Raw genomic sequence first — 22,600 nt, 5'->3', positions numbered from 1 at the left:
TGTTGCCTTCCCGGTCCTGCGGGGCTTCAATGCGGACAAGAAACATTCGCTCGGGTATGTTTTCGGGCGAGGAAGACAGACGCCCGCGCCTCGCCGGCGCGGCCCGTCCAGGGAGGTCCGCATGGAACTGAGGTTCACCGACGAGGAGATCGCCTTCCGCAAGGAGGTGCGTGCCTTCATCGACGCCAAGCTGCCGAAGGCGCTGCGCGAGAAGCTCGCCGCCGGCCACCATCCTACCCGCGACGATATCGTCTTCTGGCAGAAGACGTTGAACGACAAGGGCTGGGGCGTCGCTCATTGGCCCGTTCCCTATGGCGGCACGGGCTGGGACGCGGTCAAGCAGTACATCTTTCTCGAGGAGATGATGATGGCGCCCTCGCCGCCGCCGCTCGCCTTCGGCACCTCGATGGTCGGCCCGGTCATCTACACTTTCGGCTCCGAGGCGCAGAAGAAGCGCTTCCTGCCGCGCATCGCCAGTCTCGACGACTGGTGGTGCCAGGGCTTCTCCGAACCCGGTGCCGGTTCCGATCTCGCGGGACTCAAGACCAAGGCGGAGAAGGTCGGCGATCACTGGGTGATCAACGGCCAGAAGACCTGGACGACCCTTGGCCAATATGCCGACTGGATCTTCGTCCTCGCCCGTACCGACGCCTCGGTGAAGAAGCAGGAGGGCATCTCCTTCATCCTGGTCGACATGAAGACACCTGGCATCACGGTGAAGCCGATCCAGACCATCGACGGCGGCCATGAGGTCAACGAGGTCTTTTTCGACGACGTGAAGGTGCCGCTGGAGAACCTCGTCGGTCAGGAAAACAAGGGCTGGGACTACGCTAAGTTCCTGCTCGGCAACGAGCGCACCGGCATCGCCCGGGTCGGCATCTCCAAGCAGCGCATCCGCAAGATCAAGGAAATGGCGGCCATTGAGCAGCGCGGCGGGCGGCCGCTGATCGAGGACCAGCGCTTCCGCGAGAAGATCGCCGAGGTGGAGATTGAGCTGAAGGCGCTGGAGATCACCCAGTTGCGCGTCATCGCCGGGGAGAAGAAGCGCGAGAAGGGCAAGCCCGACCCGGCCTCCTCCGTGCTGAAGATCAAGGGCTCGGAGTTGCAGCAGGCGACGACCGAACTGCTGATGGAGGTGATCGGCCCCCATTCGGCGCCCTTCACGCCGGAGGAGCCGGGATCGAACGAGCCGCCGATCGGGCCGGAATGGGCCCAGACCATCGCGCCGACCTATTTCAACGTCCGCAAGGTCTCGATCTATGGCGGTTCCAACGAGATCCAGAAGAACATCATCGCCAAGGCCGTGCTGGGGCTTTGAGCCGCGCTGCATGACCCAAGTGCGTCCTTCGAGGCTCGCTTTGCTCGCACCTCAGGATGAGGTGGGACAGCGCCCTGCACGAAGGACCACCGCGAAGGCTCCGGCGCCCCGCCGGGGCCAGTCACCTCCCTCCTCATCCTGAGGTGCGAGCAAAGCGAGCCTCGAAGGACGCACGTCCGAAGAGCCGCCAACCACCGCATCGATGACCCACCGATAGGCTCTTCTCATGGATTTTGATCTCTCCGAAGAACAGCAGCTCCTGAAGGATTCGGTGGAGGGCTTCCTGTCCGACACCTACGACTTCGAGAGCCGCAAGAAGATCGCGGCCCTGCCGGGTGGCTGGAGCCCGGAGGTCTGGGCCAAGTTCGCCGAGCTCGGCCTCCTCGGCCTGCCCTTCGCCGAGGAGGACGGCGGTTTCGGCGGCGGCGCGGTGGAGACCATGCTGCTGGCCGAGAGCTTCGGCAAACATCTCGTGCTGGAACCCTATCTCGCCACCGTCATCCTCGGCGGCGGCGTGGTGAAGCGGGCCGGTACCGCCGCGCAGAAGGCCGAATATATCGCCGCCATCGCCGAGGGCACGCGGACCTTCGCGCTCGCCACCACCGAGCGGCACTCGCGCTACGACCTGTTCGACGTCACCACCACAGCGAAAAAGGACGGCGCGTCCTTTGTGCTGGACGGGGAGAAGGCGGTCGTCGTCCATGGTGGCTCCGCCGACCGGATCATCGTCTCGGCGCGCACCGCAGGCAGCCGCCGCGACCGCGGCGGCATCGGCCTGTTCATGGTCCCGGCGGATGCGCCTGGCCTCTCGCGGCGTTCCTCGCCGACGCAGGACGGCACCCATGCCGCCGAGATCACCCTGTCGGGAGTCCGCGTCGATGCGGATGGCGTCCTCGGCGATCCGGAGGGCGGGCTGCCGGTACTGGAGGCGGTGGCTGACGAGGCGATCGCCGCGCTCTGTGCCGAGGCCGTGGGCGCGATGAGCGAGCTCACCGACCTGACCGTCGACTATCTCAAGCAGCGCAAGCAGTTCGGCGTCCCGATCGGCGGCTTCCAGGCGCTGCAGCACCGCGCGGCGGAGATGTTCGTGGCGCTGGAACAGGCCCGCTCCATGGCGATGTTTGCCGCCATGACCGCCGCCACCGAGGATGCGACCGAGCGGCGGGCCCTCGCCTCCGCCGCCAAGGTGCAGATCGGCCGTTCGGCGAAGTTCATCGGCCAGCAGGGCATCCAGCTGCATGGCGGCATCGGCATGACGATGGAGTACAAGGCCGGACACTATTTCAAGCGGCTGACGATGATCGACACGCTGTTCGGCGATGCCGACCATCACCTGGCCGAGGTGGCGTGCTATGGGCAGCTCGTCTCGGCGGCCTGAGGCCATCCACGGTCAAATTTCCTGCGGGCCCGTCGCGAAAAAAATCGCGGCGGGCCCGAACCTTTTTCTCAGGTCGCGCAACTCATGGAGGACCGGGGCAAACGAGCCCCACCTGACCCCAAAGGACCTTCGCCATGAACCGCTTCAAGACCCTCGCCATCGCCGCCCTCGCCGTCGCCACCATGTCGGTCGGCGTCGCCTCCCAGGCCGAAGCCGGCCCGTTCCATCGCCGCCACCTCGCCTGGGGCGTCGGCGCCCTCGCCACCGGCCTGATCGTCGGCGGCGCCATCGCATCGTCCCGTGCCCATGCCTCCGGCTACGGCTACGGCGGCGACTGCTTCATGACCCGCCGCTGGGTCGAAACCCCCTACGGCATGCGCCGCCAGACCGTCCGCGTCTGCGAGTGATTGGTCCCCATCAACCTCGCAGCTCCAGCAGAGCCCCGGTCGAAAGGCCGGGGTTTCTGCATGGGAACGCCCGTTGCCATGATCTGTCAGCATCCGCCAGCGCATCGCCATCGCCCGCGTCATCCTGAAGGATGCGCCGATCCTGATCCTCGACGAGGCGACGGCCGCTCTCGACAGTGAAGTGGAGGCGGCGATCCAGGACAGCCTCGGCGCGCTGATGACCGGCAAGACGGTCATCGCCATCGCCCACCGGCTGTCGACGCTGAAGATCATGGACAGGCTCGTGGTGCTGGATCAGGGCCGCATCGTCGAGGAGGGCACCCATGACGGGCTGCTGGCGCGCGGCGGTCTCTATGCGCAGCTCTGGGCGCGGCAGTCGGGTGGCTTCCTACTCGAGCCGCGGCAGGCGGCCGAGTAGGGCCAGGCTCCCCGGGGCCACGGCGCCCTGCGGCTGCACGCTGCTGCGGCAAAGTGCTGCGCCCGCAAGGGGCACCGTGCCTGGATCAAGGTCAGATTGCGGCAGCGCCGTGGACATCGCGTGAATTCGCGTTGACTTCCGCAACTGAAAACGCTCCGATCCCCGCTTCGCGCGTCGGAACCATAATCCGGCCCGACCAGAGTGGCTCGCCCAGCACCTAAGCGAGGAGTGATTGCGATGAACGAGACCGAAATCCACGGCATGGTCGCCGACGTCAAGGAGGGCAAGCTCTCCCGCCGCGGCTTCATGCAGCGCCTCGCCGCCTTCGGCGTGGCCGCGCCGACCGCCTGGCATATCCTCGACTTCCACGGCGTGGCACAGGCCCAGTCGCTGACCGCCTACAAGCCGACCAAGGCCGGCGGCGGCGGTCCGCTGAAGATCCTGCTCTGGCAGGCGCCGACGCTTCTCAATCCGCATTTCGCCATCGGCACCAAGGACCAGGAAGGTTCCCGCGTCTTCTACGAGCCGCTCGCCGGCTGGGACACTGACGGCAACCTCGTTCCCTTCCTCGCCGCCGAGATCCCGAGCCGCGAGAACGGCAGCGTCTCCGCTGACGGCCTCTCGGTGACCTGGAAGCTGAAGCCGAACGTCAAGTGGCATGACGGGAAGCCCTTCACTGCCGACGACTGCCTCTTCACTGCCGAATATGCCGCCGACGCGGCGACCGCCGCCACGACGATCGGCACCTACAAGGACATCAAGATCGAGAAGGTCAACGACCTGACGATCAAGATCACCTTCGCCAAGCCGACGCCGTTCTGGGCGGACGCCTTCGTCGGCGCCGCCGGCATGATCCTGCCGAAGCACGTCTTCGAACCGTTCAAGGGCGCCGCCTCCCGCGACGCGCCGGCGAACCTGAAGCCGGTCGGCACCAGCGCCTACAAGTTCATCGACTTCAAGCCGGGTGACATCCTGCGCGGCGAGCGCAATGCCGATTACCACATCGCCAACCAGCCCCATTTCGACACGATCGAGGTGAAGGGTGGCGGCGACGCCGTCTCGGCGGCCCGCGCCGTCATCCAGACCGGCGAGTTCGACTATGCCTGGAACATGCAGGTGGAGGACGAGATCCTCCTGCGCATGGAACGCGGTGGTCGCGGCAAGGCCATCCCGGTCTCGAGCGGCAACATCGAGTTCATCATGCTCAACACGACCGATCCGTGGACCGAGGTCGACGGCGAGCGCTCGAGCGTGAAGACCAAGCATCCCTCGCTGACCGATCCGGCCGTCCGTGCCGCGATCAACCTGCTCATCGACCGCGATTCGGTGGAGAAATTCATCTATGGCCGCGGTGGCCGGGCGACGGCGAATTTCGTCAATGCCCCGCCGCGCTACGTCTCGCCGAACATGAAGTACGAGTTCAGCATCGACAAGGCGAACAAGCTTCTCGACGATGCTGGCTGGGTCCGCGGCGCCGACGGCATCCGCGCCAAGGGCGGCATTAGGCTGAAATACGTCTTCCAGACGTCGATCAACGCGCCGCGCCAGAAGACTCAGGCGATCATCAAGCAGGCGGCCCAGCGCGCCGGTATCGACATCGAGCTGAAGTCGGTCACCGCGTCGGTCTTCTTCTCGTCGGATGTCGCCAATCCGGACACCTACTCCAAGTTCTACTGCGACATGCAGATGTACACGACGACCATGCTTCAGCCGGACCCCGAGCGGTTCATGCTGCAGCTGGTCTCGTGGGAGATCGCCGACAAGGAAGACAAGTGGCAGGGCCGGAACATCTCGCGCTATTCCAGCGCGGAGGCGGACGCGGCCTTCCGGGAGGCTCAGAACTCCCTCGACCCGGCCCGTCGCACGGCGCTGTTCATCCGGATGAACGACATCTTCTGTGGTGCCCACATCATCGTTCCCGTGCTCGCACGAACCCGCATGGCGGCCTCCAGCAACAATCTGGTGGTTCAGCCCAGCGGCTGGGACCTGGATCTGTGGATGCTCAACGCTTGGTTCCGGCCCTGACGCCATCCGGCGTCAGGTCCCGCTCAAGAGGAACCAGGCACAGCTTTCATGGGTACCTATCTCGTCCGGCGATTGTTGATCGCCCTTCCGAGCCTGCTCGGCATCAGCGTCGTTCTCTTCACGGTGCTGGCGCTGGCTCCCGGCGATCCCTTCGAGGAGATGGCCACCAACCCGAACATTCCTCCCGAGGTGCGTCTCGCGCTTCGGGAGAAGTTCGGCATCGATGACCCGGTCTACCTGCGTTATTTCCGCTGGCTGGCGGCGATGATGCAGGGCGACTGGGGCTTTTCCTTCGCCAGCCGCGTCGATGTCGACACGCTGATCCTGCAACGCCTGCCGGCGACGATCTTCGTCATCGGCTCGTCGCAGATCCTGGCGCTGGCGATCGCGCTGCCGGTGGGCATCTATGCGGCGACGCGGCCCTATTCGGTCTTCGACCAGATCGCCAACACCTTCGCCTTCATCGGCTTCTCGCTGCCGACCTTCTTCACCGGTCTCTTGTTCATCCTGGTCTTTTCGATCTGGCTGGACTGGCTGCCCTTCGTCTATCGCTCGGATATCTCGGCGACGGGCTGGCGCTGGTACTGGGAGCAGATCAGGCAGGCCATCATGCCCGTCATGGTGCTGGGGCTCTTCCAGGCAGCCTCCTACACCCGCTACGTGCGCTCGGCCGTTCTCGACGTGATCCGTCTCGATTTCGTCACCACGGCCCGCGCCAAGGGTCTCGGCGAGAAGACCGTCGTCGTCCGGCATGTGGTTCGCAACGCACTGATCCCGGTGGTCACGCTCGTCGCGCTGCAGATGCCGACCGTCTTCGGTGGTGCCATCGTCACCGAGCAGATCTTCCGTATCCCGGGGATCGGCTCGCTGCTGATCAGCGCCATTCTCGCCAACGATACCCCTGTCATCATGGCGGTGACCTTCGTTTTCGCCTGTCTTGTCGTTACCTTCAACCTGATTGCAGATGTCCTCTATGGCTGGCTCGACCCCCGCATCGCCTTCCGCTGATCCGGCGGTGGCCCAGATCGGAGCCGTCGTCACCGCCGAGCATGTCTCGCCGTGGGTCGACGCCTGGCGCAAATTCCGCCGCCACAAGCTGGCGGTGGCGAGCAGCGTCGCGCTGCTGACCATCATCGTTGCCGTGATCGTGGGCCCCTGGGTCTGGCCGGTCGCCATCGACGACATCGATTTCACGGCGCGGCTGCAGGGACCGTCCTGGTCCCATCCCTTCGGCACCGACGACCTCGGGCAGGACCTGCTCGCGCGGATGATCTATGGCGGGCGGATCTCGCTCGCGGTGGGTCTCGCCGCCATGCTGGTCGCCATCATCGTCGGCGTCATCGTCGGCGCGATCGCGGGCATTTCCCGCGGCTGGGTCGACACGGCGCTGATGTGGGTGACGGACCTCTTCCTGTCGCTGCCGCAGCTGCCGCTGCTGCTGCTGATCATCTATCTGTTCCGCGACTCGCTGAAGAGTGTCTTCGGCGTGGAAATGGGCGTCTTCATTCTCATCGTCGTCGTCATCGGCGGCCTCAGATGGATGCCCGTTGCCCGCCTGGTGCGGGCGCAGTTCCTGTCGCTGCGCGAGAAGGAGTTCGTCGAGGCCGCGCATGCGCTCGGCGCGTCCAAGACACGGCAGGTGGTGCGGCACATCCTGCCGAACGCCATGGGGCCGGTGATCGTGGCCGCGACCATCGACGTGGCCGCGGCGATCATCGCGGAATCGACGCTGTCCTTCCTCGGTCTCGGTTTCCCGCCGGACATCCCGACCTGGGGCCGGCTGCTGTTCGACGCCAAGGACTTCCTGGACTATGCGCCGCATTGGGCGCTGTTCCCGGGCGCGGCGATCTTCATCACGGTGCTCGCCATCAACTTCATCGGCGACGGCCTGCGCGACACGTTCGATCCGCGACGGGTTCTCTGACCCTCAGGCCATCTGGGCCTGCCGGCCGCCGCGTTTCGCCAAGAAGCGCGGCGGTCTGCGTTTCAGCCGCCGGGGGCGCCTTGCGTGTTGACATAGAGCGCATAGAGGCCGCGGCCGGTGGCCATGAACAGGCGGTTGCGGTTGCGGCCGCCGAAACAGACATTGGCGCAGCGCTCGGGCAGGGCGATCCGCCCGATGGCCGTCCCGTCGGGGGCGAAGACCATGACACCGTCGAGGTCGGGAGCGCCCATGCCCCAGCCGCACCAGAGATTGCCGTCGATGTCGCAGCGGATGCCGTCAGGGGTTCCGCCCGGGCCGGCATCGGCGAAGACGCGCCGGTTGCCGATCGAGCGGCCGTCGGCCGCAACGTCGTAGGCGGCGATGAGGCGATGCGGGGTGGCGCGCGACTCGACGAGGTAGAAGGTCTTCTCGTCGGGTGAGAAGCAGAGGCCGTTGGGACCGGCGACCGCCTCCGCCACGATGGTGATCTCGCAGTGCACCGGGTCGACGCGATAGACGTTCTGCGGCAGTTCCGGCTCGGCGACGGTGCCCTCGTAGTGGCTGAGGAGGCCGAAGGCGGGATCGGTGAACCAGATCGACCCGTCCGATTTGACCACGACGTCGTTGGGCGAGTTGAGGCGCCGGTCGCCGTAATGGCTGGCGATGACGGTGATGGAGCCGTCATATTCAGTGCGGATGACGCGGCGGCCTCCGTGCTCGCAGGTGACGAGCCGGCCCTGACGGTCGCGGGTATTGCCGTTAGCCTTGTTGCTCGGCGCGCGGAACGGCGTGACGGCGCCGGTTTCCTCGTCCCAGCGGAGGATGCGGTCGTTGGGAATGTCGCTGATGAGCAGGCAGCGCTGATCGCCGATCCAGACCGGTCCCTCGCCCCAACGCAGGCCGGTGGCGAGGCGTTCGACCGCCGCATTGAAGAGGCGGTACTTGAGGAAGCGCGGATCGAGGATCTCGATCGACGGGTCGGGATAGATCGGGCTCGGTTCCCACATGGCGGTATCCTTTTCGGCGTTGCTCCCGGGCGCCAGTGTCGAGCGGGGGAGGGGGCGGCGCAACCCGCGCCGTCGCCGGACCGGTCCCCGTTCTGCGAGGGCGCTCCCTTCACCACGGGGCCGTGGGCTGCAACCCTCCACAGGGCATTGCGGCGACCTCCCTTCACCCGCCGCGATCCCGAGCGACCGACGGATTGCGACAAGAGCGCGCGGGTGGACCATGAAGCGCGGACATCTGCCGTTAGACATGACGAAGGCGTCAGGTTTTCGATTGACTATGCGTCGCGTGCCATGCAGCAATGCCGGCCAACGCACAGACAAAGAACAGAGTGCATGGTGGGAACGACCGACGACATCATCCTTCAGACCCGAGGTCTGACGAAGGACTTCAAGGGCTTCACCGCCGTGAGCGAGGTCGACCTCGCCGTCAGGCGTGGCACGATCCATGCGCTCATCGGGCCGAACGGTGCCGGCAAGACCACCTGTTTCAATCTGCTGACCAAGTTCCTGATCCCGACCCGCGGGACCATCACCTACAAGGGGCAGGACATCACCGGGGCGAAGCCTGCCGACATCGCCCGCCTCGGCCTGGTGCGTTCCTTCCAGATCTCTGCGGTCTTTCCGCATCTGACGGTTCTCGAGAACGTCCGCATCGCCTTGCAGCGCAAGCGCGGCGACAGTTTCGACTTCTGGAATTCCGAGCAGGTGCTCAAGGCGCTCGACGGCGAGGCCGCGCGCCTGGTGGAAGCCGTCGGGCTCGCGGAATTCTCGCGCCACCAGGCGGTGGAACTCTCCTATGGCCGCAAGCGGGCGCTGGAAATCGCCACGACGCTGGCGCTCGACCCGGAAATGATGCTGCTGGACGAACCGATGGCCGGCATGGGGCACGAGGATGTCGACCGCATCTCCGAGCTGATCCGTCGGGTTTCGGCCAACCGCACCATCCTGATGGTGGAGCACAACCTCTCTGTCGTCGCATCGCTCTCCGACCGCATCACCGTGCTGGCGCGCGGCAAGGTTCTCGCCGAGGGCGACTATGCGACCGTCTCGAAGGATCCGCTCGTGATCGAAGCCTATATCGGAGCCGGTCATGGCTGAGGCATTGGACACGACCCGCCAGGTCACGGCAGCGCCGATGCTGGAAGTGCGCGATCTCCACGCCTGGTACGGCGAATCGCACGTCCTGCACGGCGTCAATCTCGAGGTTGCAGAGGGTGAGGTGATCACCCTTCTCGGCCGCAACGGCGCGGGCAAGACGACGACGCTGAAGTCCATCATCGGCATCATGAGCAAGCGCCAGGGCGCGATCCGCTTCCAGGGCACCGAGACGGTCGAGATGTCCTCGCGCGCCATCGCGCGCATGGGGATCGGCTACGTGCCGGAGGAGCGTGGCATCTTCTCCTCGCTCTCGGTGGAGGAGAATCTGATGCTGCCGCCGCAGGTCCAGCCGGGCGGCATGACGGTGGAGCAGATCTTCGAACTGTTTCCCAACATCAAGGAGCGCCTGCACAGCCAGGGCACCAAGCTGTCGGGCGGCGAGCAGCAGATGCTTTCCATCGCCCGCATCCTGCGCACGGGCGCGAAATTCCTGCTGCTCGATGAGCCGACCGAAGGCCTCGCGCCGGTCATCATCGAACAGATCGGCCGCACGATCGCCCGGTTGAAGCGCGAGGGTTTCACGATCATTCTCGTCGAGCAGAACTTCCGCTTCGCCCAGACGGTCGCCGACCGTCACTACCTCGTCGAGCAGGGCCGCGTCGTTGACATGATCCACAACGCTGAGCTCGACAAAAACATCGACAAGCTGCACGCCCATCTGGGTGTGTGAGCCCGCAACAACAAGAAAAACCGACCCAACCGGACCCTTTTGGAGGATACGACCATGACGATGTTCCGCATGAACCGCCGCTCCGTCCTTGCCGGCGCAGCCGCTACCGCCTTCTCCGCCCGCTCGATGGCGCAGGCGCAGCAGCCCATCAACATCAAGATCGGCGTGCTCAACGACCGCTCCGGTCTCTACGCCGACCTGACCGGCGAAGGTTCCGCCATCGCCGCCCGCATGGCGGCGGAGGATTTCGGCGCCGCCGCCAAGGGCCTCAACGTCCAGATCGTTTCTGCCGATCACCAGAACAAGCCCGACGTCGGCGCCAATATCGCGCGCCAGTGGTACGACAATGACGCCGTCGACGTGATCGCCGACGTGCCGACCTCCTCAGTGGCGCTCGCGGTCAACCAGATCACCCGCGAGAAGAACAAGATCTTCCTTAATTCGGGGGCCGCGACGTCCGACCTCACGGGCTCGCAGTGCTCGCCCAACACGGTTCACTGGACCTACGACACCTACATGCTGTCGCAGGGCACGGGCGGCGCGATGGTGAAGGCGGGCGGCGACACCTGGTTCTTCCTGACCGCCGACTATGCCTTCGGCCATGCACTCGAGCGTGACACCACGGCGGTCGTCCAGCGCCAGGGTGGCCGGGTTCTCGGCGCGGTCCGCACGCCCTTCCCCGGCACGGACTTCTCGTCGTTCCTGCTGCAGGCCCAGGCTTCGCGTGCGAAGGTGATCGGCCTTGCCAATGCCGGCGGCGACACGGTCAACTCGATCAAGCAGGCGGCCGAATTCGGCATCACGGCGGGCGGCCAGAAGCTCGCCGGCCTGCTCGTCTTCGTCAACGACGTGCATGCCCTCGGCCTGCAGACCGCTCAGGGCCTGGTGCTGACCGAGACCTTCTACTGGGATCTCAACGACAGCACCCGCGCCTGGTCGCGCCGCTTCGCCCCGCAGCGTGCCGGCAACATGCCGAGCATGGTGCAGGCCGGCGTCTACGGCTCAGTGCTGCACTACCTGAAGGCCGTGGCCGCGACCAGGTCGAAGGACGCCGCACAGGCCATGACCTGGATGAAGGGCAACGAGACGGACGATCCGCTGTTCGGCAAGGGCACGGTCCGCGCCGACGGCCGCAAGCTGCACCCGGCCTATCTGTTCGAGGTGAAGAAGCCGTCCGAGTCCAAGGGTCCGTGGGACTATTACAAGCTGCTGGCCACCCTGCCGGCAGAAGAGGCGTTCCGGCCGCTCAGCGCCAACGCCTGCCCGCTGGTTCGCGCCTGATCCAACCCGCATCCGGGGCGCCGCTCGTCGGCGCCCCGCCTTCCCTTGGGATCCGCAGTCCATGTTCGAGCTCTTAGGCATTCCGCCCCAGGCCCTCTTCGGACAGCTCCTTCTGGGGCTGATCAACGGCTCGTTCTACGCGATCCTCAGCCTCGGCCTCGCCGTCATCTTCGGCCTTCTCAACATCATCAACTTCACCCACGGCGCGCAGTACATGATGGGCGCCTTCATCGCCTGGATGCTGCTCAACTGGCTGGGCATCGGTTACTGGCCCTCGCTCCTGCTCGCCCCCGTGGTGGCGGGCGTCTCCGGCGTGATCATCGAGCGATTGTTCATGCAACGGCTCTATCACCTCGATCATCTCTACGGCCTGCTGCTGACCTTCGGCCTCGCCCTCATCATCCAGGGATTGTTCCGCAACTATTTCGGCTCGTCGGGTCTGCCCTACCAGATCCCCGCGGAACTGCGCGGCGGCCAGAATCTCGGCTTCATGTTCCTGCCCAACTACCGCGCCTGGGTCGTCGTCGCCTCGCTCGCCGTCTGTCTCGCGACGTGGTTCGTCATCGAGAAGACCCGGCTCGGCGCCTATCTGCGCGCCGCGACAGAGAATCCGACGCTGACGCAGGCCTTCGGCATCAACGTACCGCTGCTGATCACCCTCACCTACGGTTTCGGTGTCGGCCTCGCCGCCTTTGCCGGCGTGCTCGCCGCGCCGATCTACTCGGTCAACCCGAACATGGGTGCCGATCTCATCATCGTGGTCTTCGCCGTGGTGGTCATCGGCGGCATGGGCTCGATCCTCGGCGCCATCGTGACCGGCTTCGGCCTCGGCATCATCGAGGGGCTGACCAAGGTCTTCTATCCCGAGGCCTCGGCCACCGTCATCTTCATCATCATGGCCATCGTGCTGCTCGTGAAGCCGGCCGGCCTCTTCGGGAGGACCGCCTGATGGCCGAAGTCACCATCACCCCTCCCGCCCCCGAGAACGCCGAGCAGGCCGATCATTCCGCGCTTCATCGCACGCTGTTCATCGGCATGGCGGCGCTGCTCGTCGTGCTGCCCTTCATTCCGGTGATCGGCTATCCGTTCTTCCTGATGAAGGTGCTGTGCTTCGCGCTGTTCGCCTGCGCCTTCAACCTGATGCTCGGCTATGGCGGCCTCCTGTCCTTCGGCCATGCCGCCTATTTCGGCTTCGCCGCCTATGTCGCGGCGTATACGGCCAAGCACTGGGGGCTGACGCCCGAAGTGTCGATCCTGCTGGGAACGGGCTCGGGCGCCGTGCTGGGCCTCGCCTTCGGGGCTCTCGCTATCCGCCGGCAGGGCATCTACTTCGCCATGATCACCCTGGCGCTGGCGCAGATGGTCTACTTCTTCTCGCTGCAGGCGCCGCGCTTCACCGGGGGTGAGGACGGCATCCAGGCCGTGCCGCGCAACGCCCTGTTCGGCGTGCTGCCGCTCGGCAACGACACGACGACCTATTACCTCGTCGCCGTGATCTTCTTCGTCGGCGTGCTGCTGATCTACCGGATCATCCATTCGCCCTTCGGGCAGGTGCTGAAGGCGATCCGGGACAACGAGGCAAGGGCGGTATCGCTCGGCTACCGCGTCAACCAGTACAAGCTGGCGGTCTTCGTTCTCTCCGCTTCGCTGGCCGGCCTCGCCGGTGCCACCAAGGCGATCGCCGTGCAGCTCGCCTCGCTGACCGACGTCCACTGGAGCATGTCCGGCGAGGTCGTGCTGATGACGCTGGTCGGCGGCATGGGCACGGTGTTCGGCCCGATCGTCGGCGCCGCCGTCATCATCTCGATGCAGAACTTCCTCGCCGGTCTCGGCGCCTGGGTCACCGTCGTCCAGGGCGTCATCTTCGTCATCTGCGTTCTGGTGTTCCGCGAGGGTATTGTCGGCGTCATCGGCAAGTGGCTGAAGAAGCCGCTCTGAACCGGCTGGCGGCCCCGCGCAATGCCCTCGCGGGGAGCGCTGCCGATGAACGACGTTAATGCAAATGCCACGCACTGCCTCAGCAGGGTCGCTATTGCGCCGCCTTTCTCGCGTGCCATGGTGGTTGCGTCGGGTCGGTTCCTGATCGTCCCGACCCGAGACTCTGGGAGATGACCATGCACGCGATCAAACGCGCCCTGCTGGCGGGGACGATACTTCCCGTCCTCGCCGTGATGCCTGGCTTCGCCCAGGGCCTTCCCGCGGAAGGCGCCATCATTCTGGCGCAGGTCCAGGAGCAGGATCCGCGGCAGCGCCGCCCCGGCCAGCCGCCGCAGGGCCGCCCCGCCGTGCAGCAGCCGCGGGCGCCCACGGCGCCGATCCAGCAGCAACCGCGCCAGCCCGCCCAGTTGGCTCCGCAGCGCCAGGCCCCGCCAATCCAGCAGCGTTCACCCGTTCAGGCCAGCCCTCCCCAGCAGCCGCGTGCCCCCGTCCAGGCCACCCCGCCACAACAGCCGCGCGTCACGGGTCCCGCCGCCGTCCAGCAGCGGCCGCCGGTGGGGGCGCCTCCGGCGACACGATCGGGTCAGACCCAGCAGCCGGCCGTGCGGGGCGCGCCTCCGGCGATTGGCGACCGTCCCGCGACGCCGCCGCCGGGTTTCGTCCAGCCTCAACAGGGCCGCGGCGCAACGCCGCCCGCAGCAACGGGCCAGCGAAGCGCACCGCCGCCGGCCGCCGGCGTTCCTTTGCGGCCTGCTGGTTCTCCCGGTGCGATCCGGCCGTCGGATGGGCGTCCGCCGTTCAGCGGCAATCCGCAGGGTCAGACGGTACAGCCGCCGGTGTCCGGTCAGCGCAATCCCGGGATCCCCGGCCAGCCTGCCGCGGGCGAGCGCAGCCCTGGCATTCCCGGTCGGCCGCCGGTGGGCCAGACCGGCACGGGACAGCCCCCTGGAACCGGCCAGCCGGGTATCGGCCAGCGCGCTCCTGGTGCGCCGCTCGTCGGCCAACCCGGCACGGGTCAGCCTGTGGTCCCCGGCCAGCCTGGCATCGGCCAGAGGGCTCCGGGTACGCCGCCCGTGGGCCAGCCGGGGATCGGCCAGCGCGCTCCCGGTGCGCCGCTCGTCGGCCAACCTGGCACGGGTCAGCCGTCTGGCGTCGGTCAGGCCGGCACGGGTCAGCCTCCGGGCGTCGGCCAGCCCGTCACGGGCCAGCCGGGCATCGGCCAGCGCGCTCCCGGTACGCCGCCTGTCGGCCAACCCGGCACCGGTCAGCCTCTCGTCCCCGGTCAGGCCGGCACGGGGCAGCCTCCTGGCGTCGGCCAGCCCGTCACGGGTCAGCCGGGCATCGGCCAGCGCGCTCCCGGGACGCCGCCTGTCGGCCAGCCCGTCACGGGTCAACCTGTCGTCCCCGGTCAGCCTCTCACAGGCCAGCCAGGCATTGGCCAGCGCGCTCCCGGTACGCCGCCTGTCGGCCAACCCGGCACCGGTCAGCCTCTCGTCCCCGGTCAGCCGGGCATCGGCCAGCCAGGCATCGGTCAGCGCGCTCCCGGGACGCCGCCCGTCGGCCAGCCCGGCACCGGTCAGCCTCTTGTTCCAGGCCAGCCGGGCCTGGCGCAGCCGGGTCCGGGCCTGCCGCCGACACCCGGACAGCCTGGTTTCGGTCAACGCGGCCCCGGACTGCCCGGACAGGTACCAGGCGCCACCGGTCCCGGTGGCCTCGCCGGCGGCCAGTTGCCGCCGAGCGGTCCACCGGAACGCCGCCGGGGTTCGCGCATCGGTCCCGCCGGCGCTGCGGCCATCGGGCTCGGAGCCGGTCTGATCGGCGGCTTCATGCTCAACCAGGGCGCCCGCGCCGACGATGTCGGCGAGGTGCGTGCCCGCCGCCGCGAGTTCACGGAGGACGGCGTCACCGTCATCCACGAGCCCGGTCGGACCATCGTACGCGACGGCGAAGGGGTCTTCATCCGCCATGACGAGACGGCACGCTTCCGCGATCTCGGCGGTGATTTCCGTACCGAACGGCGCGGCAACGAGATGGTCTCGTCCTACGAGCGGCCAGGTGGCGTGCGCGTCATCACGGTGACTGACGACAACGGCCAGCTGCTGCGCCGCATCCGCCGCTATCCGGACGGGCGCGAGGTCATCCTGATCGACAATTCCTTCCGGCCGCGGGCGCGGACCTTCGAGGAGCAGATCATCGTGCTGCCGCCGCCGGAATATTCCATGTCGCAGGAACGCTACATGGTCGATGCCGGCGAGGCGCCGCCGGAGATGATCTACGAAGCCCTGACCGCTCCTCCGGTGCAGCGCCCGCCGCGGCGCTACACGCTGGACGAGGTGCGTCACAGCCCGACGGTGCGCGCCTATACGCGCAGCGTCGACGTCAACACGATCAACTTCGACGCGGGGTCGTGGGAGGTGAAGCCGGATCAGATCGGTCGCCTCGACACGATCGCCGCCGCTCTCGGCAGAGCCATCACGGCCAATCCGAACGAGGTGTTCCTGATCGAGGGCCATACGGACGCCGTCGGCAATGACACGGACAACCTGTCGCTGTCGGATCGTCGCGCCCAGTCGATCGCCGCTGTGCTGACGCAGTCTTACAATGTCCCGCCGGAGAATCTGACGACGCAGGGCTATGGCGAGCAATACCCCAAGGTGCAGACGCAGGGGCCGTCGCGGGAGAACCGGCGCGTGACGCTGCGGCGGGTGACAGAACTGCTCAACCAGCAGAACACCCAGGCGCCGCAGCAGTAGCGCCGCCTGCGACAAGACTCGGAGCGGGCGCCCCCGGGCGCCCGTTTCGTGTTCAGGGCCGGTGGAGGTGCAGGCCGACCAGCGCCTGGTCGAAGCGGAAGCCCAGCGTGCCATAGAGATTGACGACGCCCAGATTGGCCGCCGAGATCATCGTCTCGGCACGGCTGACGCCTTCCTCCCTGAGCTGCTTCATCACGGCGATCCAGAGCGGATAGGCAAGGATGCCGGCCCGTGGCCGCGTTCCGGCGAGGATCAGGTCGGCGATGCCCGCGTTGACGCGCAGAGCCATGAAGGCTGCCGGAGCGCCGTCGAGATCGGCAACCAGAACGCGCGCCCGCCCGGCCAGAAGGCCCTCGATCCAGTCGATCTGGCGACGCCGGTTGACGTCTGCAGGCATCCAGGGATCCTCGGCGAAACGTCCGTAGCGAAAGCTGTCCGCAGCCTGCGCGACAAGTGCCGTGTGGTCGTCGGGCCGGGCCTCGCGCAGGGTGACGGTCCGCGTCACGCGGGCGGGCGGTTCATAACGCGCGACGTTGCGGCAACTCAGGCGATAGGCGGTCTCCACATAGCGGAATCCGGCGCCCTGCAGGCGGCCGATGGCGGCGCGGCGGTCGGCATCGACCCGTATGGTGACGAGGCCGGCTGCGCTCTTCTCGCAGAGTGCATGGAACTGCAGGAAGAGGGCCTCGTCCGACGCCGGATCGGCGCCGGCTTCCACTGCGAGGGACAGTTCGGTGATGTCGAGTGTCGGGCGGCCGAAGGCGCGGGCATCCCACGGCGTCTCCCGCACGGCCACGAAGACGTCGTCGGTGATGGCGAGCCTCGCCGTCATCGTCAGGCGGGCGTGCGCCGGAAGGCGGCGTGCAGATCGAGGACGAGGTCGTCGGGGCCGAGGAGGTCCGCTGGCGGGGCTTTCATCAGGGCGAAGGCCTTCGGCGTCGGCGAGGCGGCCCGCGGATCGCGGCGGCGGATGATGGCGGCGCGGATTGCGGGCGTCAGGCTCTCCAGCGTGTCGTCGGTGATCATGTCGTCGAGGACGACGAGGGGGCGAGCCTGGGCGCGCGCCTCGGCGACGAGCGTCTCGATGGCGCAGAGACCCGAGACGACGGTGCGCATGTCCGGGTGGACGCCGTCCCAGCCATAGGCGCGGACGCGGCGATCGAGATGGTAGGCATGGCTCCAGTTGCCGGCGTTGACGTGCAGGTTGATGGCGACCTGCATGCGCTTCAGCGTGAAGTCCTGGAAGCGACGCAGCAGCGGCGCCGACTGCTCCGGATCGGCCAGTGGGGCCGGTTCGACGAAGGAGGCGAAGAATTCGATGCCGCCGCGGAAGCGGTCCCAGCCGTCCATGGTCTCGCTGTTGCCCGAATGGTTGACGCCGCCCTTGGAGATGGCGGTGACGCGGGCAAAGGGCTGCGGCGCGAAGAGGACCGAGCCGATGGCGAGGGCGCGGGCGAGATGGGCGAAATAGTGAAAGACGAAGCCCGTCACCGGCTCGATCACGTCCTGCGCCACGTCGGTGCGGATGATGAACCATTCTGGGAAGATGTGGTGGCCGAGCATGTAGTCGAGGCAGGCGGCATGGTCGCCGCGGCGGAACAGGCGTTCCGCGGCGATGCGGTAGAAGGTGCCCATCTCGGCGTTGTCGCGCGTCTCGTCGATGAGCATCCATGGCGCCTGGATCATGACGAGGTCGGGATCTGCGGAGAGGCGGCCGAGATAGTCGATGACAACGTCGGGGACGAGGAGGTCGTCGTCGCCCACCCAGATGGCGAATTCTCCGCGGGCTTGGCGCCAGGAATAGAGAAAGTTGCCGGCAGCGCCGATGTTTTCGTTCTGCCGCACCGAGCGGATGCGCGGATCGGTCGCCGCCCATCGCGCCACGATCTCAGCGGTGTCGTCGGTGGAGCAATTGTCGGAAACGAGGATCTCGAAGTCGACGCCGCGGGCGGTGAAGGCCTCGATGTGATGGCTGAAGAAGCGGTCGAGATACTGGGCGCGGTTGTAAGTGGGAAGCGCGATGGTGACGAGAGGCCTCGCAGCCGGGACGGGAGCCGCCCGCGACAGGTCTTGAGCGGCGCTGGCGGCCATGGGGCGGGCTCCGGAGATCAGGCGGCGCGGCGGGCGTGCCGCTGGAGGATGGATTTCAGCGAGCGCGACACCCGAGCCGCCACGGCGCGCGTGACGTTGTAGCCGCTCGGCAGGTTGATGCCGGTCGGTGAGATCGCATAGGCGACGGGGTTGCGGGTTGCCGCACCCACCGCCGAGGGCTGGTCGCGGAAGGCCGGCTGCCAGCTGAGCGGATAGAAGAAGGGGCGCGTGTCGATGCCCTCGGCGCCGAGCTCGGCGGCGACCTGCTGCTTCAGCAGGCCGAGTTTCGGATCGAGCACCGCGGTGACCATCCAGTAGCTGTTGAAGACATGGGCCGGTTCGGCATTGAGGGTGAGGCCGGGCGTGCCGGCCAGTTCCTCGGCATAGAAGCGGAAGATGTCGCGCTTCATGGCGATGAGTTCGTCGAGGCGCTCCATCTGGGCGATGCCCATGGCGGCCTGCATGGCCGACATCCGGTACTTGAAGCCGACCTCCTCGGTGATGAGGGCGCGCGACGTGGGATGGCGACCCTGGTCGCGCAGGATATTGACGCGTTCCGCGAGCGCGTCGTCGTCGGTGACGAGCATCCCGCCCTCGCCGGTCGTGACCGTCTTGGACCCGTGGAAGGAGAAGACCGAGGCCCGGCCGAAGCCGCCCGCCGGCCTGTCGCGCCAGCGCGAGCCGATGGCCTCCGCCGCATCCTCGAGGAGGATGATGCCGGCATCCCGGGCGATGGCTTCGAGGCGCGCCCAGTCGGGCATGCCGCCATAGAGGTCGACGACGATGGCGGCCTTGGTCCGCGGCGTGATGGCGGCGGCAAGGCTCGCCGGCGACAGGCACCAGGAAACCGGGTCAATGTCGGCAAAGACCGGCGTGGCGCCGACCTGCACGACGGGGGAGGCGGTGGCGACCCAGGTGCATTCCGGCACGATCACCTCGTCACCGGGACCGATCCCGAGGCCGGCGAGGGTGAGATGAATCGCCGAGGTGCAGTGCGCGAGCGAGATGGCGTGCTTGCGCCCGGTCTGCTCGGCGACCATGGCCTCGAAGCGCAGGTTGTACTTGGCGTGGTTCTCGAACCAGGCATGGCGTGCCGCTTCCGCCGTCAGATCCACCTCACGCTGGGTGATCGAGGGGCCGGCGACCGGGATACGTTCGCGCTTGGCGGTCAACGGCGCGGTCTCGCGCTCGCCGCGCCAGGTCAGGTCTGGCGCGAGGGCGCCCTGGTCCATGAGGTGCTTCAGCCGGGCGAGGCGGACATAGCGCTGGCCCGTCAGGTCTTCGGCCGACGTGCGGCCGGCCATGGCGGCGACCAGTTCCTTGGCACCGGAAGCAGCGGTGTGGAGAAAGCGGAAATTGGGGAAGGCGGCGGCGAACTTGCTGAAGTCGACCCTGTAGGAGCGCGGATCGATCGTGTTGCCCTCGGCGAAGGTGACCTTCGCACCCGGCACCGCCTCGGCGACGATGGCAGCGATGTCGCGCACGAGATGGTTCTCGCCGTTCTGGCCGATGTTGTAGGCCTGCCCGCCGACGCGTGCGGGATCGGCGGCAAGAAGGGTCGCGGCGGCGCGCGCGAGGTCGCGAACGTGGAGGAGCGGGCGCCAGGCCAGGCCGCTGGACAGCAGTTTGACCTCGCCGGTCGAGAGCGCCGAGCAGACGAGATTGTTCAGGACGAGATCGGTGCGGACCCGCGGCGACAGGCCGTAGCAGGTGGCGTTGCGCATGAAGGTCGGCGCAAAGTCGCCGTCGGCCAGCGCGAGAAGGCCGTTTTCGCTCTCCACCTTGCTCGCCGCATAGGCCGTCAGCGGGTTGACCGGGGCGGTCTCGTCGAGGAGGAGGTCCGGATTGCCGGCGCCGTAGATGGAGCAGGACGAGGCGAAGATGAAGCGCGATACGCCGGCCGCCTTGGCGGCCTTCGCCAGGGCGATGGTCGCGTCGCGGTTAATGGCGGCGGTCAGTTCCGGGGCGAGGTCGCCCATGGGGTCGTTGGACAGGGCGGCGAGATGCAGGACGGCGTCGAAACCGGCGAGATCTTCGGCCGCGACCTCCCGCACGTCCCGGGCAAGGCTGAGGCCGGGTTCAAGGGGTTCCATGCCCTCGGTGTGGCAGGGTGCAAAGAAGCCGGTATCCAGCCCGACGACCTCGTGACCCGCTTCCGCCAGGACCGTGGTGGCGACCGACCCGACATATCCGGCATGACCGGTGACCAGAACTTTCATGATGCCCTCACGCCGCCGCAACTGCACGGACCGGCTCGTCGGTCCATGTCTTCCAGGGGGCCTTGCCGCTGTCCCACAGGCCCTGCAGCAGCCGAAGCTCGCGCAGCGTGTCGACGCATTGCCAGAAGCCCTCGTGGCGATAGGCGCCGAGCTTTCCTTCGCGGGCGAGACGCTCGTAGAGGGCGACCTCCAGAGACCCCTCGTCGCCGTCAAGCGCCAGGTAGTCGAAGACCCCCGGTTCGAAGACGGCGAAGCCGCCATTGATCCAGCCTTCGCCGGTCTGCGGCTTCTCGACGAAGCCGGCGACATCATCCCCCTCGAAGCGCAGGCCGCCGAAGCGGGCCGGGGGGTGGACGGCAGTGATGGTGGCGAGATGGCCCTGGGCGCGGTGCTGGTCGATAACTCCCTGGATGGGCACGTCGCAGACGCCGTCGCCATAGGTCACCAGGAAGGGCGAGCCGTCGAGATGCGGCTTCAGGCGCAGGATGCGGCCGCCCGTATTGGTATCGAGGCCGGTATTGACGATGCGTACGCGCCAATTGTCGAAGGCGGGCCCCGAGCGGGTGACACGGCCGCGGCGGGTGTCGACGGTGAGGTCGCCCGCCATGCGCACCTCATCCAAGAAGAAACGCTTGATGACGTCGGCCTTGTAGCCACCGGCGATGATGAAATCGTCGAAACCCTGCGCCGCGTAGTGGCGCATGATGTGCCAGAGGATGGGGCGGCCGCCGACATCGACCATCGGTTTCGGCTTCACGTCGGTCTCTTCCGAGATCCGCGTGCCGCGCCCACCGGCGAGAATCACAACCCGCATCGCCTGCCCCTAAACCATATCGGCCGGAGGATGGGCCGACATGGTAAACGACTGGTAAATGCAGTGGCTCGCCGCGACCCTCAGGACTGGGCGGGGGCGCTGTCCGCAGCGGCGAGGGCGAGGGCCATCAGCTGATGTTCGCGCTCGACCAGCAGGCGGGCATGGTCGAGGGCCAGGGCGAAATCCTCCTCCAGCAGCGCGAACTGCAGGCCGAGGACGAGGGGCCGGGCGCTCGGCATGGCTTCGAGGATCAGCGCGATCCGTGCGGCGAGATCGGCATGGCTGATAGCGTCGAAGCCCTTGAGCAGGATCTCCTGCACCAGAAAAGCGATGCTCTTGCCGATCGTGTCGACCTCCTCGATCCGCAGCAGCAGGCCCAATTCGCGGGCGGCCGGAGCATCGGGAAGGGCGCGGGCCACGGGAAGGCCGGACAAGTCGGACATGAATCACCTGAAGTCTCGCCAGGCTTCTGTAAGTAAATTGTCAAGGTTAACAAATCATAAACAAAGTAGAATTCGCGTTACATTTACCATTAATTCCGGCTCATCAAAGCTCACGGAAGAAAAAAGCCTTTTTTAATTGGCGTAAGGGACAGTCACCGTGCCTTCGAGAATTGAAGGACCTCCCAGAAAGCGGAGGCGTCATCGTCCACCCCTCAGAAGCAGGGGTCCCTAGGAAAGGGTTCTACCATGTCTGACATCACCATTTCGCGCGGCGTTCGTTCCAACCTCCTCGCGCTTCAGAACATCGCCGCCGGCCGTGAGACCATCCAGGGCCGCCTCGCTTCGGGCAAGAAGGTCAATTCGGCCCTCGACAACCCCACGAACTTCTTCACCGCCTCGTCGCTGAACGCGCGTTCCAACGACCTCGGCGCACTGCTGGACGGTATGTCCAACGGTATCAAGACCCTTGAAGCCGCCGACAACGGCCTCAAGTCGATCACCAAGACGGTCGAGTCGCTGCAGTCGACGATCCGCCAGGCGCGTCAGGACAAGTCCTGGAAGGGCGAGAGCTACGCCTTCACCGCGCCCGCCGGCACGGGCGACATCGTCTTCACCGGCGGCGCCGTCGGCACCACCGCCGTCACGGTGGCGGTCTCGGCCAACGCCTCGGTCGATGACGTCGTCGCTTCGGTCAACAGCAACTCGTCGCTGACGTCCAAGGTTCGCGCCTCGAACGACAACGGCAAGCTGCGCATC

At 67.0% G+C, this 22,600-nt stretch carries 19 protein-coding genes and 2 pseudogenes; 14 read left to right on the top strand and 7 right to left on the bottom strand.

Features of this window, described 5'->3' with window-relative positions:
- Positions 1 to 121: 121 nt before the first annotated feature.
- From pimC to Q8O26_RS19930, 7 genes and pseudogenes are all read left to right on the top strand, one after another.
- Positions 122 to 1,318 (top strand): pimeloyl-CoA dehydrogenase large subunit, encoded by a 1,197-nt coding sequence (pimC, locus tag Q8O26_RS19960; RefSeq protein ID WP_305578843.1) that lies wholly within the window; start codon positions 122 to 124, stop codon positions 1,316 to 1,318.
- A 226-nt stretch (positions 1,319 to 1,544) separates the two neighbouring features.
- Positions 1,545 to 2,696, top strand: a complete 1,152-nt coding sequence (locus Q8O26_RS19955) for an acyl-CoA dehydrogenase family protein (RefSeq protein WP_305578841.1) — start codon at positions 1,545 to 1,547, stop codon at positions 2,694 to 2,696.
- A 134-nt stretch (positions 2,697 to 2,830) separates the two neighbouring features.
- Positions 2,831 to 3,103: a hypothetical protein gene (locus Q8O26_RS19950; protein WP_305578839.1), complete on the top strand. Its 273-nt coding sequence runs from the start codon at positions 2,831 to 2,833 to the stop codon at positions 3,101 to 3,103.
- A gap of 94 nt (positions 3,104 to 3,197) precedes the next feature.
- Positions 3,198 to 3,521 (top strand): annotated as a pseudogene (locus Q8O26_RS19945) (multidrug ABC transporter ATP-binding protein); the annotation flags it as partial.
- Between the two features lie 237 nt (positions 3,522 to 3,758).
- Complete coding sequence (locus Q8O26_RS19940; protein ID WP_305578838.1) at positions 3,759 to 5,546, top strand: peptide ABC transporter substrate-binding protein; 1,788 nt, start codon at positions 3,759 to 3,761, stop codon at positions 5,544 to 5,546.
- Between the two features lie 48 nt (positions 5,547 to 5,594).
- Entirely contained in the window at positions 5,595 to 6,554 is a 960-nt protein-coding gene (locus Q8O26_RS19935; RefSeq protein WP_305578836.1) for an ABC transporter permease, read from the top strand.
- Positions 6,520 to 7,470, top strand: coding sequence for an ABC transporter permease (locus Q8O26_RS19930; RefSeq protein WP_305578834.1), 951 nt, complete (start codon positions 6,520 to 6,522; stop codon positions 7,468 to 7,470). The genes Q8O26_RS19935 and Q8O26_RS19930 overlap by 35 nt, the downstream gene beginning before the upstream one ends.
- Before the next feature lie 62 nt (positions 7,471 to 7,532).
- Here Q8O26_RS19930 and Q8O26_RS19925 read toward each other — a convergent pair whose 3' ends face one another.
- Positions 7,533 to 8,477 (bottom strand): SMP-30/gluconolactonase/LRE family protein, encoded by a 945-nt coding sequence (locus Q8O26_RS19925; RefSeq protein WP_305578832.1) that lies wholly within the window; start codon positions 8,475 to 8,477, stop codon positions 7,533 to 7,535.
- 333 nt (positions 8,478 to 8,810) lie between these two features.
- On the opposite strand from Q8O26_RS19925, the gene Q8O26_RS19920 reads away from it, so the two are divergent.
- From Q8O26_RS19920 to Q8O26_RS19900, 5 genes are all read left to right on the top strand, one after another.
- Positions 8,811 to 9,575: an ABC transporter ATP-binding protein gene (locus tag Q8O26_RS19920; RefSeq protein WP_305578830.1), complete on the top strand. Its 765-nt coding sequence runs from the start codon at positions 8,811 to 8,813 to the stop codon at positions 9,573 to 9,575.
- Positions 9,568 to 10,305, top strand: a complete 738-nt coding sequence (locus tag Q8O26_RS19915) for an ABC transporter ATP-binding protein (RefSeq protein WP_305578828.1) — start codon at positions 9,568 to 9,570, stop codon at positions 10,303 to 10,305. Before Q8O26_RS19920 ends, Q8O26_RS19915 begins: the two co-directional genes overlap by 8 nt.
- A 54-nt stretch (positions 10,306 to 10,359) precedes the next feature.
- Positions 10,360 to 11,586 carry an ABC transporter substrate-binding protein gene (locus tag Q8O26_RS19910; RefSeq protein WP_371134611.1) on the top strand — a complete coding sequence of 409 codons (1,227 nt, stop codon included), beginning with the start codon at positions 10,360 to 10,362 and terminating at the stop codon, positions 11,584 to 11,586.
- Positions 11,587 to 11,647: 61 nt separating this feature from the next.
- Positions 11,648 to 12,535, top strand: coding sequence for a branched-chain amino acid ABC transporter permease (locus Q8O26_RS19905; RefSeq protein ID WP_305578826.1), 888 nt, complete (start codon positions 11,648 to 11,650; stop codon positions 12,533 to 12,535).
- Entirely contained in the window at positions 12,535 to 13,524 is a 990-nt protein-coding gene (locus tag Q8O26_RS19900) for a branched-chain amino acid ABC transporter permease (protein ID WP_305578824.1), read from the top strand. The genes Q8O26_RS19905 and Q8O26_RS19900 overlap by 1 nt, the downstream gene beginning before the upstream one ends.
- Before the next feature lie 446 nt (positions 13,525 to 13,970).
- On the opposite strand, the gene Q8O26_RS19895 is transcribed toward Q8O26_RS19900, so the two are convergent.
- The gene (locus Q8O26_RS19895) at positions 13,971 to 15,440 is read right to left on the bottom strand and encodes a hypothetical protein (protein WP_305578822.1); all 1,470 of its coding nucleotides are present in this window, start codon (positions 15,438 to 15,440) and stop codon (positions 13,971 to 13,973) included.
- Between Q8O26_RS19895 and Q8O26_RS19890 the strand changes: the two genes are divergently transcribed.
- Positions 15,390 to 16,277, top strand: coding sequence for an OmpA family protein (locus Q8O26_RS19890; RefSeq protein WP_305578820.1), 888 nt, complete (start codon positions 15,390 to 15,392; stop codon positions 16,275 to 16,277). The two genes, Q8O26_RS19895 and Q8O26_RS19890, sit on opposite strands and share 51 nt — an antisense overlap.
- A 52-nt stretch (positions 16,278 to 16,329) precedes the next feature.
- Here the strand turns inward: Q8O26_RS19890 and Q8O26_RS19885 are convergent, their stop codons facing one another.
- The 5 genes from Q8O26_RS19885 to Q8O26_RS19865 all read right to left on the bottom strand — a co-directional run bounded on the left by Q8O26_RS19885 (position 16,330) and on the right by Q8O26_RS19865 (position 21,844).
- A complete protein-coding gene (locus tag Q8O26_RS19885; RefSeq protein ID WP_305578818.1) occupies positions 16,330 to 17,109 on the bottom strand; it encodes a hypothetical protein in 780 nt (259 codons plus the stop codon).
- A 2-nt stretch (positions 17,110 to 17,111) separates the two neighbouring features.
- Positions 17,112 to 18,368, bottom strand: coding sequence for a glycosyltransferase family 2 protein (locus Q8O26_RS19880; RefSeq protein WP_305578816.1), 1,257 nt, complete (start codon positions 18,366 to 18,368; stop codon positions 17,112 to 17,114).
- A 17-nt stretch (positions 18,369 to 18,385) separates the two neighbouring features.
- Positions 18,386 to 20,587, bottom strand: coding sequence for a bifunctional SDR family oxidoreductase/aminotransferase class I/II-fold pyridoxal phosphate-dependent enzyme (locus Q8O26_RS19875; protein ID WP_305578814.1), 2,202 nt, complete (start codon positions 20,585 to 20,587; stop codon positions 18,386 to 18,388).
- Between the two features lie 7 nt (positions 20,588 to 20,594).
- On the bottom strand, positions 20,595 to 21,401 hold the full coding sequence (gene rfbF / locus Q8O26_RS19870; protein WP_305578813.1) for a glucose-1-phosphate cytidylyltransferase: 807 nt from the start codon (positions 21,399 to 21,401) through the stop codon (positions 20,595 to 20,597).
- Positions 21,402 to 21,481: 80 nt separating this feature from the next.
- The gene (locus tag Q8O26_RS19865) at positions 21,482 to 21,844 is read right to left on the bottom strand and encodes a flagellar biosynthesis repressor FlbT (protein ID WP_305578811.1); all 363 of its coding nucleotides are present in this window, start codon (positions 21,842 to 21,844) and stop codon (positions 21,482 to 21,484) included.
- Between the two features lie 246 nt (positions 21,845 to 22,090).
- Here Q8O26_RS19865 and Q8O26_RS19860 point away from each other — a divergent pair.
- Positions 22,091 to 22,600 (top strand): annotated as a pseudogene (locus Q8O26_RS19860) (flagellin hook IN motif-containing protein); the annotation flags it as partial.

This window comes from Phreatobacter sp., assembly GCF_030691135.1.
GTDB lineage: Bacteria > Pseudomonadota > Alphaproteobacteria > Rhizobiales > Phreatobacteraceae > Phreatobacter.
Note: the sequence above shows the minus strand (reverse complement) of the source record. Positions and strands in the feature narration are given on the sequence as shown.